Below are 14449 nucleotides of genomic sequence, written 5' to 3'. Positions count from 1 at the left end.
GCGGCAGTATTGCAACTCAGAATAACTATTGTCGGTAATTATCATGATTAAATATTCGTGGGGATCCTTCAGGGTCAGTGGCAAAGTTTTGTATTGGTATGCTAAGTTTTGCGCTGGTATGTAAGCACTCAAAATCTTGGTACACCGAATTCAGAATACCTAGACACTATGATTTTGATTGAGATTACAGCGTTCATGCTGCGTAAAGTGGCTCGCTTTTTAAGACTGCGACATCATGTTAAGCTAAAGATAGTGTAAATAAGGCAGATATTAATAAACAGGCAATACGATTAACATAAGGTTTACTGGAGATATCACATGAAAGTTCGCATGGCTTTTTTTCTGAACCTGATGATTTGGACGATACTCCTTTCACAACCTCACGCAAATGCCGAATCTTTAATTCAGGTTAAGCCTCAATCGCTGCAAAAAAACTTATTCTCAAAAGCGAACACAAATGCTGATCGCGTCAGCTTATTTATTTATCCAGAACCTGCTGAATTAATTCATACTGGGGTTGTTCTGTACTATACGCCAGACCTATTAGATTATTTTGGAAACGACGTCACCTTACTGGCCAATTTTATCGATGATAATATTGAGGTTAGTAATCAGGTCATGGTTAATTCTGGTTTAGGTTTAAGACGACAAGTCGCAGCGATTTTACCCGTTTCAGAGGAGTACAACGACGCTCTTCTATACGAACGAGACCGAAGCGATATTGTCAATTATGCCATGATCTGGGCCGCAGGAAGCAATGGTCGAGACCCTTCTACATTCTCTGGCAGTTTTGCCAATCAATTGCAGAGCGCCGTTCTGGATAGATTAAGTGCATCATATGCCAGCGTTATACAAAGACACTATAAAAGACCAAATGGCAGTTCTGGATATTATGGATGGGCTGGCCTAGCAAATAGAGCCACTCCATACACTGTGATCACGCCATATGAAAATTTGCAACATAACCCACTACTACTCGCGCACGAACTCGGACACAGTGACGGGCTTTTCCACCACCGAGGACCCGGTGACGCAAACGCGACGCAGACTAACTATGCTGCAACATGCGATGGCAATTATTCTCTGATGCATGGTGCGTTTATCGACTATGACGACCTTTTCTTTTCAGACCCAAATCACACACATGCAGTCACTGGAAAAGAGTGCGGTGAAATAGGCGTGAATCACGCTGTTGCTTACTTACAAAATGGCATCGATAACGACTGGCATGAGACGGGCTTTTTTATTCCCAATGTCTCTGGAAACCTAGCCCCAGAAACAAAAGGACAAGTGTCATTGTCTCTACTGAGTGATGAGTTTGTTCAAGGCACATCAATACAGGGTGAAGTATTTTGGCAAGGCTTAAACCCTGACGATATCGCCTCGGTGACCGTTATTATGGATGACTACTTACAAAGCAGCGCATCGAGTTTTGCAGACCTTCCACTATTAACCATTGAATACTCGGGCCAACCGACTTCGACTTTTTCATTTCAATTACCGGCTGATCAAATCATCAATCAAGCACAAACTTTTCGCTTGAAGTTAGACTACCAGCACGGGGTGAATATTGATCAGCAGGCGAACAACGCGACAGCCTCGATTGTTGCAGAAACGACCCCTAGAATTGGCGAATTCTCATTTGATGCGGCTAACATTGTCACCCGTGAAGGCGAGCTTATTAACGTAATTATTAATCGTACTAATGGCGCTGATTCTCAAGTTACTGTTGGGTTTGAAATTGCCGACACAAGTTCCGCTGGTGCAAATGATGTGTCTTTTTCTGAATCACTGGTTTTTGCGGAAAATGAAACTCAGAAATCGCTTTCGGTAAATATCGAAAGTGACGATCTCGTTGAAGGCGATGAAGTACTCAGCATCCGGCTAATCAATGTCAATACTGGAATCATTGCGCAAACCGACATTACTATAGACGACGTGGTTATTGGTCGGCTAGCGTTACCAACGAATTCATATACGGTTAATGAGGGCGAGTCTGTCAACATAAGCGTAATAAGGGAGCTGGGAACTGATGGACAACTATCGGCAACTTTGACTTCTAGCAGCGGAACGGCAAGTCAAAGCGACTATAACGTTAGCTCCCAAATTAGCATTTCTGATTCGCAGCAAAGCGCACAAATTAGCTTTAGTGCATTATCTGACAGTCTAAGCGAAGCAAGCGAGACGGTTATCCTAACCCTATCGTCAACTGATGTTGCCATCTCAGGTGATCCGGATATAACGATCACGATTGTGAACGTTGCACCGCCAAGTAACTCAGGTGGCAATCCAAGTCCTCCATCATCTGCAAGCAGCTCAGGAGGAGCAGCGTCACCTTTTCTCGGTTTACTTTTGCTATTAATTTACGCGTGGAAAGTTTCGATGCGCAAAATTAAAACCCCAAAGCTTTAATCGATAACTTTAGACACGCCCCTGTCGCGAGCATCCGACGCGGGCATTAAAATGTCGCCCTCACGCCATATGAGCTGAATATCACCAAACTCCCATTCGTGTGCTTCGATGCGATAACCACGCGCATTTAACTGCGATTTAGTAGTGTCGGACAATGGTATAGATGGACTGTACGTAACTAAGTCGGGGGGTAGCAATTGATGGTGAAAGCGGCCTGCGCTAGCAGCGTCCTTAGGCGACATACCGAAGTCGATAATATTGACAATCGTCTGAAATACCGAGGTAAAAATCGTTGAGCCACCGGGCGTTCCAACGGTCAATATAGCTTGGTTATCTTTTAATAAAATAGTAGGTGACATCGAAGACAGCATTCGCTTACCCGGCTGAATCTCATTGGCGGTATTGCCTACTACGCCAAACACATTCGGCACACCCGGTTTGACACTAAAATCATCCATTTCATTGTTAAGCAAAAACCCCGCCCCCTCGACCACCACCCCAGAGCCATAGCTCCAATTTAAGGTGTAAGTGTTTGATACGGCATTGCCGTGTTTGTCAACAATCGAATAATGCGTGGTATTAGGTGATGATAAACCAGGCTTGACTGCTTTTAACTCAGAAATGTTAACAGCATCGACCTCCATCGCACGCTGCTTGATATATTCATCGCTAAGCAATTTACTGATGTCAATGTCCACAAAACCCGGATCCCCAAGGTACTCAGCTCGATCAGCAAAAACACGCTTCGACATTTCCGCTACCAGGTGCACATATTGCGCAGAGTTATGCCCATGCCCAATAAACTCTTTGGCTAAATAGTCTTTCATTTTGAGCAATTGAATGACACCGAAGCCACCAGAGCTTGGCGGTGGGGCTGATAGAATTTGATAGTCTCGCCATTGCGAGCTTAATGGCTCTCGCCAAATGGCTTTGTAAGCTTGTAAGTCTTCGGCGCTAATCATGCCACCTGTCTTTTGCATGTGTTTGACAATGAATGCCGCGGTTTGCCCTGTGTAGAAGTCGTCCTGCCCCTCATTTGCAATGCGCGTGAGCGTTGCGGCTAGTTCAGGCTGTTTAAACGGCTTTCCCTCTTCAATTTGTGCAAAATATTTACCGAAGTTCGTTAGGCCGTCAAACCGCGCATAATTTTCTTGAACATCTTTCAACAGGTTACTATGCGGAACAAAGCCTTCTTTTGCTAATTTAATAGCCGGAGCGAGCAATATATTCCAAGGTAAGCTTCCAAATTTTTGATGCGCTTCCCACATGCCCGCAACCGTCCCCGGCACGCCAGCAGCCAAGGGGCCAATTAGACTCAGATTTTGAATAACTGCGCGCTCGTCATCTAAAAACATATCGCGATGCGCGGCAAGCGGCGCGACTTCGCGATAATCTAAAAAGAAGGGTTTACCGTCCATGTAAATCAGCATGAAACCGCCACCACCGATGTTTCCTGCATCGAGATAAGTCACTGCCAGCGAAAAGCCTACTGCAATGGCAGCATCAACTGCGTTGCCCCCTGCTAGGAGTATTTCTTCAGCGACTTGTGCACCATATTTGTCGGGAATAGCCACAGCAGCATGCGCTGCGGTGGTTTGCGCTTGGCTTTGAGAAAGTACATGTGTATTAAATACAATACACAGAACTAGTAAGGCAATGGAACAAGGTTTTATGATTAGTTTCATATATTCACCGATAGTGGGGCAGTAGAGTAAAAAATGTTAGGCGCCTCATCAAACCTGTGAACAGAGCATTGATTATAGCGCTAATCAGATTAAGCTATCTTGGAAAGATAAACAATCAAGGCATGTTTAACAAAAAAGTGACATTTACATTGTAGTTTCCTAAAAACATATTTTGCTTAAGCTCTTAGTACGCAGTTTCTTCGGCACACCACACGCCTTATGCCTTTCGCACAAAATTACCCTGAAGATAAAACGACGCTGAACGCAATAAGTTAATCTAGTCATATCCAAATATTTATTTCTAAGCAAAGATTGTTTTTTTAAGCGTTCAGCATCATATTGGTAAGCAATTAACAGACGCTTTTTTGGAAACTGATATACCATGAGAATTTTACTATTTTTAGGCACCAACATCGCCATTTTGGCGCTATTGAGCTTAACCTTCAGCATTTTTGGTATGGAGGGTTTACTTGCTGAAAATGGCATTGATTTGAATCTTCAAGCATTGTTGCTGTATTCAGTCGTTATAGGTTTTGCTGGCTCGTTTATCTCTTTGTTTATTTCTAAGTGGATGGCAAAGCGCAGCATGGGGGTGCACGTAATTACAAGCCCAACAAACGATACCGAGCGCTGGCTGGTGCAAACTGTCAAGTTGCAGGCTGAACGCGCCAATATCGGCATGCCGGAGGTAGGTATTTTTGATCACCCCTCCCCCAATGCATTTGCCACCGGCTGGAATAAAAACAACGCTTTGGTAGCCGTCAGCACCGGCTTAATGCAATCAATGAATAAAAATGAAGTAGAAGCAGTATTGGCACATGAAGTTAGCCATGTGGCCAATGGCGATATGGTCACCATGACGCTGATTCAAGGTGTGGTAAACGCCTTTGTGGTGTTTTTATCGCGGGTTATAGGGCACGTGGTTGACCGAGTTGTATTTAAAGTAGAGCGTGGCCACGGGCCCGCTTTTTGGATTGTCTCGTTTGTTGCCCAAATTGTATTAGGTTTCTTAGCAATGGCAATTGTGATGTGGTTCTCTCGCAAGCGCGAATTTAGAGCCGACATTGGCGGAGCCAAACTAGCGGGTAGACAAAACATGATAGCGGCCTTAGAAAGACTCAAAGAAGGTCAGGATGCACCTAAAATGCCAGATGAAATGGCTGCTTTCGCCATAAACGCAGGCAATGTTCAGAAGTTATTTGCCAGCCACCCGCCTCTTGAAGACCGGATCCAAGCTTTAAAAAATATGCGCTAACTGAGTAATTCAACTAAGCACTAATATGCGTCTCGTTTGTTAGTGCTTTTTTGTGTTTTGCTGCTGCCATACTTTGGGCGATACGCCCACTTTTTTGCGAAAGGCTCGCGCCAGCGCAGAGCCATTTTCATAGCCAACCTTTTCTGCTACTACACTCACTGTATCGCCCTGCAATAATGCATTTTGCGCCACGCTCATGCGCCAGTCGGTAAGATATTCACCCGGTGTTTCCCCCACTACGTCACGAAACAAATCGGCAAACTTAGAACGCGACATAAACGCTAGCTCAGCCATCGCCTCAAGACTCCATGGATATTCTGGCAGTGCATGGATTTGCGTGATCACGTTTGCTAGCTGCGGATGGGCTAAGCCCGCTAGCATGCCGTGGGAGACTTGATTACTGTCGAGGATTTCTCTGAGCACTTGGATGATCAAGATATCGCACATACGGTCAATCATCGGCATGCGCCCGCACTTGCTGTCAAATGCCTCTTTGAACAGCCACTTTGCAGATTTTTTTAGCTCAGGAAACCGGCTTAATTGAAATTTTAAAAACGGTGGCAAGGCATTGGTGATGGGATTAGACGCAACATCCTCATAGTTGATAGTCGCGCACACTACGTCAGCGCCTTTTACCGGATCGGGCATAATCCTATGCTTTTTACCGGTAGGAAAAAACAGCACGCTAGGTTGACCCACGTTTTGCTTTTTGCCGTCATGATGAATCAACAGGAGCGATCCAGATTTCAGAATATGAATATGCCCTCGCCTACCTTGCGGCTCTTCAAACTCAGTGATCTCGCATAGCTGACCCGAAAAAAACACATCGGCATACATATTAAAGCGCTTTAACATTTGCGATAAACGGTCCACAGCCTTCCTTTTGGACGAATTGTATTATTTTAAAGACTACTTCATCCATTTGGTATTAGCAAACCCGCATCATATATATCCTTGCTTAGCGACTCTATGCCAGCGAGAAAAACTAAGGCTGATGGCTGTTTAGTTGCAATACAGGCTCACGCAAACTGGCAGCCCAGACTTGGTAAGCGACTGCGCCCGGATGAAAACCATCGATTGCCATCGCGTTAGCACCTAGGTCAAAAGGCAGAGCTTGATGGCTCACATTGGGTTGTTTTTTAATTTTCTTTAGCTGCTGCTTATCGAGCTGTTTTGCTCGACTACCGATTATCCAGCGCAAGGGCTGTGGCAACAGCGGGAATCTGTGTAAAGGCGGCATGCCGCTGACGATAATATGTTTGGCATTGAGTGTAGAGAGGCAATATTCATGCAGCTTGTCTTGCGCGACCAACCACTTACTGCTGCGCTGCAGGGATGTGACGTCATTCACACCTAAGCTTGTTATTACAATATCGATTGGGCTTGAGATGGTTGCCGCGCTTAACATGGCGACCATGTCTTTAGTTTGCGCGCCAGTTTTTGCAATCAGCTGCCACGAAACGTTTATGTCACCCTTAAGGACATTGGCTAATTGGCCTGCTATGGCATCATCTTGATGGTCAACACCGACACCGGCCGCAGACGAATCGCCAATGATCAGAATGTTGACAGTAGGTAATGCCTTATTATTTGCATTACCCTGCCGAGGTCCTGCCGCCTCTGGTAACTTAAGGGCATTTTGTTTAACCCGTTTACCTTGGATCAGTAAGACCGGAAAGGTAAGCAGAGCAACTAACTTATACAACACGCTAGTATCAGTCTGCTAATGGCGTCGAAAGTTGACAGTTACTCAGGCTTTGCCCATCAATCATCACTTGCGCTTCATTGCCCTTCGACCAAAACATCATGTCGGTATCTTCGTATCGCTGGCCTGATGCACTCTCTTGCTTAGGCAGTGAAAATACCCGCCCTGAAAAGGCCAAACTTGCAGACCCTGCGCCCTCGCGCAAGACTAAACTTTCGCTGTCGCAACGCCAATTGCTGCTAGTTATCTTTGCAGGCTCTGGCTTGTATAGAATAGGCGCGAATGCTTGCAAACTGCCGTCGTTATTCGCCGGTTTTACTTTCATGAGTGCGGCCATTAAAGAATATAAATCGATACCGCGCACCGCAGGAATATTACTGCCCGCAGCAAAGGCTGGTCCGTGTGCGATAAAAATGCCGTGCATGCTATGCCAAGCTGGATCCCATCCATGCATGCCCTTAGGTTGGCCGCGCTCAACGCGTCGCTCATAAAAAGGCGTACTTGAAATCATCCAGCCAAGGTCAGCTTCAGCCACAATATCCGGTATGCGTTTGTGCTGACTAAAATGGTAACGAGGCGGAACATCGGCCTTTTCCAAACCTGCATGTTTGGGTGAGCGGTGTTTAAGGCAGTAAAAATGTCATCTACCGTCATGCCGTCTTGCTTGGCCCATATTTGCGCGGCTGGCCCCCAATCTGACACCATGATTTGGTCTAAATCGATGAGCTCATCAAGCAGAATATATTGCTCAGCATTAATATCCTCCATGCCATGGTCAGATGTCACCAAAATATGCATCTCATTAAAAAGCCCGCGCTGCTCAAGCCCTGCTATCAGATTGCCCAAAGCGCGATCAACTTCCTGTAAAGCAGCAATCACCTCAGGATGATCTGGCCCATAGTCGTGACCGGCGCTATCGATCACTGAAAAATACAATGTTAAAAAATCAGGGCGTTCATCACCAGGTTGGTCAAGCCAAGCCAGCACTTGCTCTATACGTGTATCGTGCGGAGTATCGCCATCAAATGGCATCCATATGCTGGGGCGAATGCCGCCAATTTCGGCTTCAGAGCCAGGCCAAAAATAGGTTGCAGCTTTATTACCCGCTTGCTCCATAGTGTTCCAGATGGGTTCACCGCCATACCAATAACCATCGCCTACGGCATCACGATCCGCCAAAGTGAAGTTAGTTTGGCGATCAGGATCCCACATGTTGTTAGCTACCACACCGGTGCTGTCTGCATACAAACCCGTGGCCATCGAATAGTGTGTTGTAAAGGTTTTAGTAGGGAAAATTTGCTGCAGCGAATCGGCACGCAAACCGCCATCGACCAATCGTGAGAGCGCCGGTAAATCTGTTTTTTCTAAATAGTCATGGCGAACACCGTCGAGGGATATGAGTAACAAAGGCGGTGCGTCGGTCGGCGCGGCAATCATAGGATCAGTATTGGCAGCGGGAGGCCCTATTGACGTGCATGCGCTCAATAGAATGGCCAATATTGCCGCAGTCATTCGCAAATTAGTTACTTTCAATTGTAACGGTCCTTTTAGTGAGATAATCATGTAACTTTCTGGTAAGTAAAACTAAACCATAAAACCTGCCCATACAACCGTCTTTGCTCATCGTCAAATTGAGTGCAACGACTGTCTTTGTATAGCGCTAAATGCAAGCAATTACGCTCAAATCAAACAAAATGCCTTGTTTAATGGTCGCATTACAGCTTAACGGAATAAGCTTGTTGACTAACACTTTACACGCTCATCAATTCCCAATACTCTTAATAAAAAACGATAAAAAGCTCAACAGGAGTTCTGCAAATAATGAAGCCAACTGTATTGGACCGTTGTCAAAGTCTTACCTTAGTTACGCTATTTAGCGTAGCCACCTATGCCACCTTCTCAAGCGCTACGATGGCCCAAGACGTACCGATTGTTCAGCCCGGCGCCCCCGGGCAAGCTACTCGCATACTAAGCGCAGACGACGCAATCAAAATCGCAAACACCACCTTTACTCGCGACGACGTGATGTTTATGCAAAACATGATCCCCCATCATGGTCAAGCCGTCGACATGGCGATATTGGTAGAAGAACGCACCAATAACGAAGAAATCATTGATATTGCTGGGCGTATTCGTAAATCCCAGGCCGACGAAATTGCCTTTATGAGCGAGTGGCTAGAAGCCCGTGACCAGCTTGTCCATATCGACCACTCGATGCATATGGACCATAGCATGATGGGCATGGCGGGCGCTGCCGAGATGAACGCTTTAGCCGAAGCAAGCGGCACCGATTTTGACCGTTTGTTTTTAAATTTGATGATCCCACATCATGAAGGTGCGGTGCGCATGGTCAAGGATTTGTTAAAGCAATCCGGCTCTGCGTACGATCCAGTACTTTATGACTTTGTAAACGATATCGTTAACGATCAAAATACCGAAATCACTCGCATGAACAAGCTATTGGCTGGTTTGTCCGCTGATCCAAGAGTAGGCCTAAGTGCAGGCTTACGTGATGCCGGTGAGGCCTCACTAAACTTAAGGCTTTTATCTTCACTGCCGCGTCCAAACGGTTTCTTCGATCCTGAAAACCCGTCCAACTTACCGCCCATTAAACCTCAAGATGAATCAGAAGATGAGTCGGAAGAAGAATCTTCCGACGATGAAGCCGAGCGCGGCGAAGAAGGCGATGTTAAAACTGAATGGGGAGAGCGCTGGCCGCTATTGAGCTTTTGGAATACCGATATGGCATTTTCAAAAGACATACTGGTCGCCGGTAACTACCATGGCTTTAACGTTTATAAATTAGATAGCGAAGGCCTACCTAATCTTAGCAGCTCTATCGTATGCCCGGGTGGTCAGGGCGATGTCTCCATTGTGGGTGACTTACTGATCATGTCGGTTGAACAAACGCGCGGTCGCATCGATTGCGGACTACAAGGTATTAACGAAGATATCAGTGATGAGCGCTTCAGAGGCCTGCGTATCTTTGATATTTCAGACCTTACCGCGCCCAAGCAAGTTGGCTTAGTACAAACCTGTCGAGGCTCGCACACCCACTCAATCGTATCAGCTGATGACAAACGCATAGTGGTGTATAACTCAGGCACAGCCGGTGTGCGCGACGATGCCGAGCTAGCAGGCTGTATTGGTGAAGTACCCGGCGATGAACGCACCGCGCTATTTCGTATTGACGTGATTGAAATACCCGTGAAAAACCCAGAAAACGCACGCATCACCTCAAGTCCTGCAGTGTTTGCCGATGATGATGGCCGTGTAGCCGGTCTCTGGCAGGGCGGCGATCATGGTGACGGTACTCAAAGTACGCGCCGTACAGATGAATGTCACGATATTACCGTGTTTCCCGAGTTGAAACTGGCCGCTGGTGCTTGTTCTGGAAACGGAATATTGCTAGATATATCAAACCCACTTAAACCTAAGCGCATTGACGAGGTGTCAGATCCTGGTTTTGCCTATTGGCACTCTGCCACCTTCAACAATGATGGCACCAAGGTACTGTTTACTGATGAATGGGGCGGCGGTACGCAACCGCGCTGCAGAGCGTCAGATCCGATGAACTGGGGAGCCAACGCATTTTACTCCATTGACAACGGCAAGCTTAACTTTGAAAGCTACTTCAAAATAGATGCCCCGCAAACCGAGGAAGAAAACTGCGTAGCCCATAATGGCTCTATTGTGCCCGTGCCCGGACGCGATATTTTTGTGCAAGCATGGTACCAGGGCGGCCTTTCGGTAATTGACTTTACCTATACTGATGTGCCGCAAGAAATTGCCTTCTTCGACCGTGGCCCAATCCACGAGGAGCGCAGAATTGTTGGTGGTTATTGGTCAACGTACTGGTACAACGGCAAGATTTACGGCACTGAAATTATTCGCGGCTTGGATGTATTGGCGCTTGAGCCTAGTGAGTTTTTAACGGAGAACGAATTGGCCGCCGCTAAGCTTGCGGATATGGGCAACACCTTTAATCCGCAGCAGCAAAAAGCGGTAACTTGGCCCGCAGAGCCGGTGGTTGCATTGGCGTATTTAGACCAGTTTGCCAGAGATGGCGGCTTAGCCAAAGAGCTGCATATTGAAGTAATAGAAATGATGACACGTGCGCAAACCATGCTCGATAGTAGCGAAACCGATCGCAGCTTTTCACGCGCACTCAACCGCCTAGCAAAATCTTTGAAGCCCGATAGCAACGATGCAAATGCGAAAAGCCGCGTCGACGGGTTAAGCGACACCATGCAAGCCATCGCTAAACGGCTAAGGTAAGTAAATGACCCATCTTCAACTAGATATTGTCTCTGACGTGTCTTGCCCTTGGTGCATCATTGGCTATCAAGCTTTGCAGGAAGCACTCGGGCGCTTAAGTGGTGAAGTCACCGCAGATATCACCTGGCACCCTTTTGAGCTCAACCCTAATATGCCACCTGAAGGCCAAGAAATTAATGAACATCTCGGCCAAAAATACGGCATAGGACAGGCCCAAATTGAACAAAACCGCGAGGCCATTAAACAGCGCGGTGCCAGCGTAGGATACGAATTTGGCAACCGCGGTGGTGGGCGAATTTACAATACCTTTGATGCACATCGTCTGCTGCACTGGGCAAAACAGATCAATAAACAAACTGAGCTTAAACTGGCTCTGTTTGATTTATATTTTAAAGACTCAGGCAACCCTGCTGATCACCAGCAGCTTCTGAAGCTTGTTGGAGCACTGGGACTCGACGTTGACGCGGCCAGACAGATACTCAATAGCGATGCCTTTGCCCAAGACGTGCGCGCAGAGCAGCAGCATTATCAACAGCTCGGCATATCTTCCGTGCCCGCGGTGATTGTGAATAACAAGCATCTGATCAGCGGCGGGCAACCTACAGATGTGTTTGAAAATGCCCTTCGGCAAATTAGTGCAGAACAGCATTAGTTTGCATACACGTGGATGAAAAAAGCCTCCCACTGGAGGCTTTTTTAATCTCTTTTACTTCTAAGACAATTTGATTTGGCAACTATGGCTCAAAACTAAGTTTGAGTAATCGCGCATTTGCACCGTCTTCTAGAATAAAAATATCACCTGTTGGGCTTTGCTCAACTTCTCTCACACGGGTGTTCCACTCATAGCGCGCAGTCTCGCTTGCACGAAGTGTTGGGCGCCGTTCATGCTCTGTAAAGCTCACCCGCACTAAGGCTTTTGAAGATAGTCCACCAATAAAGCCATCGCCCGTCCAGTCTGCAAACTTATCGCCTTTATAAATAATAAACCCTGCTGGGCTAATCGCAGGCACCCAATAAGCCGCTGGGGCCATAAATACAGGGTTGGTTTCATGATTCGGTATATCAACATCAGAATAATGTACACCTTGCGACACGATCGGATATCCGTAGTTTCTGCCTCGCTCTATTAAATTGAGTTCGTCGCCATGCTTCGGACCCATTTCGTGCACCCATAAGTTACCTTTGGCATCAAAGTCCATGCCTAAGGGATTGCGATGCCCCAAAGTCCAAATTTGATCGGTCACCGCACCGTTTCCATAAAAAGGATTATCTTGGGGCGCGCTGCCGTCAATATTGATCCTAACCACCTTGCCTAAGTTACTGGCCATATTTTGCGCAGGATTAAATTTTTGTCTGTCGCCTGAGGTAATAAACAAATGGCCATCAGAGGATATTGCTAAGCGATGCGCGTAGTGGCCGTTGCCGGTCATTTTTGGCGCTTGACGCCAGATGATTTGACGCTCAGATAAACTTGCGCCATCATCACTTACCGTCAATACGGCACGCTCAACAATTGCACCACTAAACTGGTCGTTATTTGCCTCACGCTCTACGTACGATAAAAACACTAAGCCGTTGTCTGCATAGTCAGGATGCACAATGATATCGCCCAAACCGCCCTGACCACGAGCATCAATGTTTGGCAAACCAGCGACTTTGAAGCGCTTTTTGCCAAACGTATCTAATACCCATAAATCGCCTGTTTTTTCTGTCACAAGCGAGTGACCATCAGGCAACAGCGCCATCGCCCAGGGCATCATGAAGGTTTCGAGCACATCGGCGTATATAGTTGTGCCATCGGTACCCTTAATGGTAACTTTTTCTTGTGCAGAGGTGTCTTGCACAATAGAGAATGCCGAGGCTGCTGCGACCAGACTCCCCAATACAATTTTAGAAAATAGCTTCATTCTGTTGTCCTGTTTTAGTTTTATTTTATGCATAAATATTACGAAAATTTTCACAAAACAGCCCAATTAACTTAGCGCATAGCGCCGCAGCAAAAGTCCCAAGGCAATCAGGCGAATCCAAACATCTTTTATCAAGCTAGTCTTTGTTTATATGTTGATAGTAAAAGCTTATAGCGTTTCAATCACCAAATGGGTGATCATCTCGGAGCTCGCGCTGCCTCTTATACCGCCTGTCACCGGCATAGTATTTTCAGGGATGGCGCTAGCTGCTACTGGGAAGTGCGTATTGCCCGTCAAAATGCCATGACTTGGGTCAAAACCTATCCAGCCTGTTCCGGGTATAAACGCTTCTACCCAAGCGTGCAGCTCGTAAATTGGTTTATCCATTTCGAAATAAAAGTAACCACTTACAAACCTCGTAGCTATTCCATGATGGCGCATTAAATTTATTTGCATCCATGATAAGTCGCGGCAAGAACCCCTTTTTATCTGAAAAGTATTATCCGCCGTCAGCGGAGCGCCCACTTCGCGGTATTCAACTTTAAAGTCCTTGTGTATTTGCGTGGTTAAGTTGCGGATAAATGCGATCGTACTGAAATTAGACCCCTTCAATATGCCATCGGAATAATCGATGATTTCATGTGATAAAGCGGATTTCTGCAGAGCCGCATACAGCATTTGATATTGTTGGTCAGAATATATAAATGGAACCGTGTTAAAAGAACTCGGATGAACGATAAAATTAAATGGGTTATAGACTTTGGTTTGTAAGGTACTTTCTACTGTAATTTTAAGACTGTTGGTAAGTTGATCAAACCAGCAAAAATCAATAACGTTGTGCTCTTCGTCTTCAATTACACTATGGCCTTCCGGTAAAGACTCTATTTCCATAGAAAAACTGGTAACATCAATATATGGCGTTTGTTTAGGTCTAAATCTTAAGGTATGAGGCTCTAAGAACACTTCATCATCAAATAAATACTGTGTTTCATGAATAATCTTAAAATTCATATGGCTCTCCATAAAATTGCTTAACTGCGAAAGGGAGAAAGGGCCAAGTGTCAGCAAAAGGCTTAGCCATTAGATATTGTCTGCCTAGCCTACAATGCGCTAATACAATGGGAGATAATAGCATGTTTAGCGAAACTAGTTGAAAAGTGCTTTTGCAAATTGGTCGAATGCCAATAACAGGTTATGCTAAGAACTT

The 14449-nt window shown here is 46.0% G+C and carries 10 protein-coding genes and 1 pseudogene; 4 read left to right on the top strand and 7 right to left on the bottom strand.

Annotated elements, in window-relative coordinates:
• The first annotated feature begins 318 nt into the window (after nt 1-318).
• Complete coding sequence (locus AB9H30_RS17585) at nt 319-2412, top strand: Calx-beta domain-containing protein (protein ID WP_371196038.1); 2094 nt, start codon at nt 319-321, stop codon at nt 2410-2412.
• Here AB9H30_RS17585 and ggt read toward each other — a convergent pair.
• A complete protein-coding gene (ggt, locus tag AB9H30_RS17580) occupies nt 2409-4097 on the bottom strand; it encodes a gamma-glutamyltransferase (RefSeq protein ID WP_371196037.1) in 1689 nt (562 codons plus the stop codon). The two genes, AB9H30_RS17585 and ggt, sit on opposite strands and share 4 nt — an antisense overlap.
• Before the next feature lie 382 nt (nt 4098-4479).
• Between ggt and htpX the strand changes: the two genes are divergently transcribed.
• On the top strand, nt 4480-5352 hold the full coding sequence (htpX, locus tag AB9H30_RS17575; protein ID WP_371196036.1) for a protease HtpX: 873 nt from the start codon (nt 4480-4482) through the stop codon (nt 5350-5352).
• A 39-nt stretch (nt 5353-5391) separates the two neighbouring features.
• Here the strand turns inward: htpX and AB9H30_RS17570 are convergent, their stop codons facing one another.
• From AB9H30_RS17570 to AB9H30_RS17555, 4 genes and pseudogenes are all read right to left on the bottom strand, one after another.
• Complete coding sequence (locus tag AB9H30_RS17570; protein ID WP_371196035.1) at nt 5392-6225, bottom strand: AraC family transcriptional regulator; 834 nt, start codon at nt 6223-6225, stop codon at nt 5392-5394.
• A 112-nt stretch (nt 6226-6337) separates the two neighbouring features.
• Complete coding sequence (locus tag AB9H30_RS17565) at nt 6338-7060, bottom strand: SGNH/GDSL hydrolase family protein (RefSeq protein ID WP_371196034.1); 723 nt, start codon at nt 7058-7060, stop codon at nt 6338-6340.
• 7 nt (nt 7061-7067) lie between these two features.
• Complete coding sequence (locus AB9H30_RS17560; protein WP_371196040.1) at nt 7068-7382, bottom strand: MliC family protein; 315 nt, start codon at nt 7380-7382, stop codon at nt 7068-7070.
• A gap of 174 nt (nt 7383-7556) precedes the next feature.
• Nucleotides 7557-8494, bottom strand: a pseudogene (locus AB9H30_RS17555) (ectonucleotide pyrophosphatase/phosphodiesterase); the annotation flags it as partial.
• Between the two features lie 384 nt (nt 8495-8878).
• Between AB9H30_RS17555 and AB9H30_RS17550 the strand changes: the two are divergent.
• Both AB9H30_RS17550 and AB9H30_RS17545 read left to right on the top strand, forming a co-directional pair.
• On the top strand, nt 8879-11335 hold the full coding sequence (locus AB9H30_RS17550; protein WP_371196033.1) for a DUF305 domain-containing protein: 2457 nt from the start codon (nt 8879-8881) through the stop codon (nt 11333-11335).
• Between the two features lie 4 nt (nt 11336-11339).
• Nucleotides 11340-11987 (top strand): DsbA family oxidoreductase, encoded by a 648-nt coding sequence (locus AB9H30_RS17545; RefSeq protein ID WP_371196032.1) that lies wholly within the window; start codon nt 11340-11342, stop codon nt 11985-11987.
• Between the two features lie 82 nt (nt 11988-12069).
• Here the strand turns inward: AB9H30_RS17545 and AB9H30_RS17540 are convergent, their stop codons facing one another.
• Both AB9H30_RS17540 and AB9H30_RS17535 read right to left on the bottom strand, forming a co-directional pair.
• On the bottom strand, nt 12070-13242 hold the full coding sequence (locus AB9H30_RS17540) for a PQQ-dependent sugar dehydrogenase (protein ID WP_371196031.1): 1173 nt from the start codon (nt 13240-13242) through the stop codon (nt 12070-12072).
• Between the two features lie 168 nt (nt 13243-13410).
• Nucleotides 13411-14253, bottom strand: coding sequence for a transglutaminase domain-containing protein (locus tag AB9H30_RS17535; protein WP_371196030.1), 843 nt, complete (start codon nt 14251-14253; stop codon nt 13411-13413).
• Between the last annotated feature and the right edge of the window lie 196 nt (nt 14254-14449).

The organism is Glaciecola sp. SC05 (assembly GCF_041380235.1).
In the GTDB taxonomy this organism is placed as follows: Bacteria; Pseudomonadota; Gammaproteobacteria; order Enterobacterales; family Alteromonadaceae; genus Glaciecola.
This window is presented reverse-complemented; position numbering and strand designations above follow the sequence as displayed.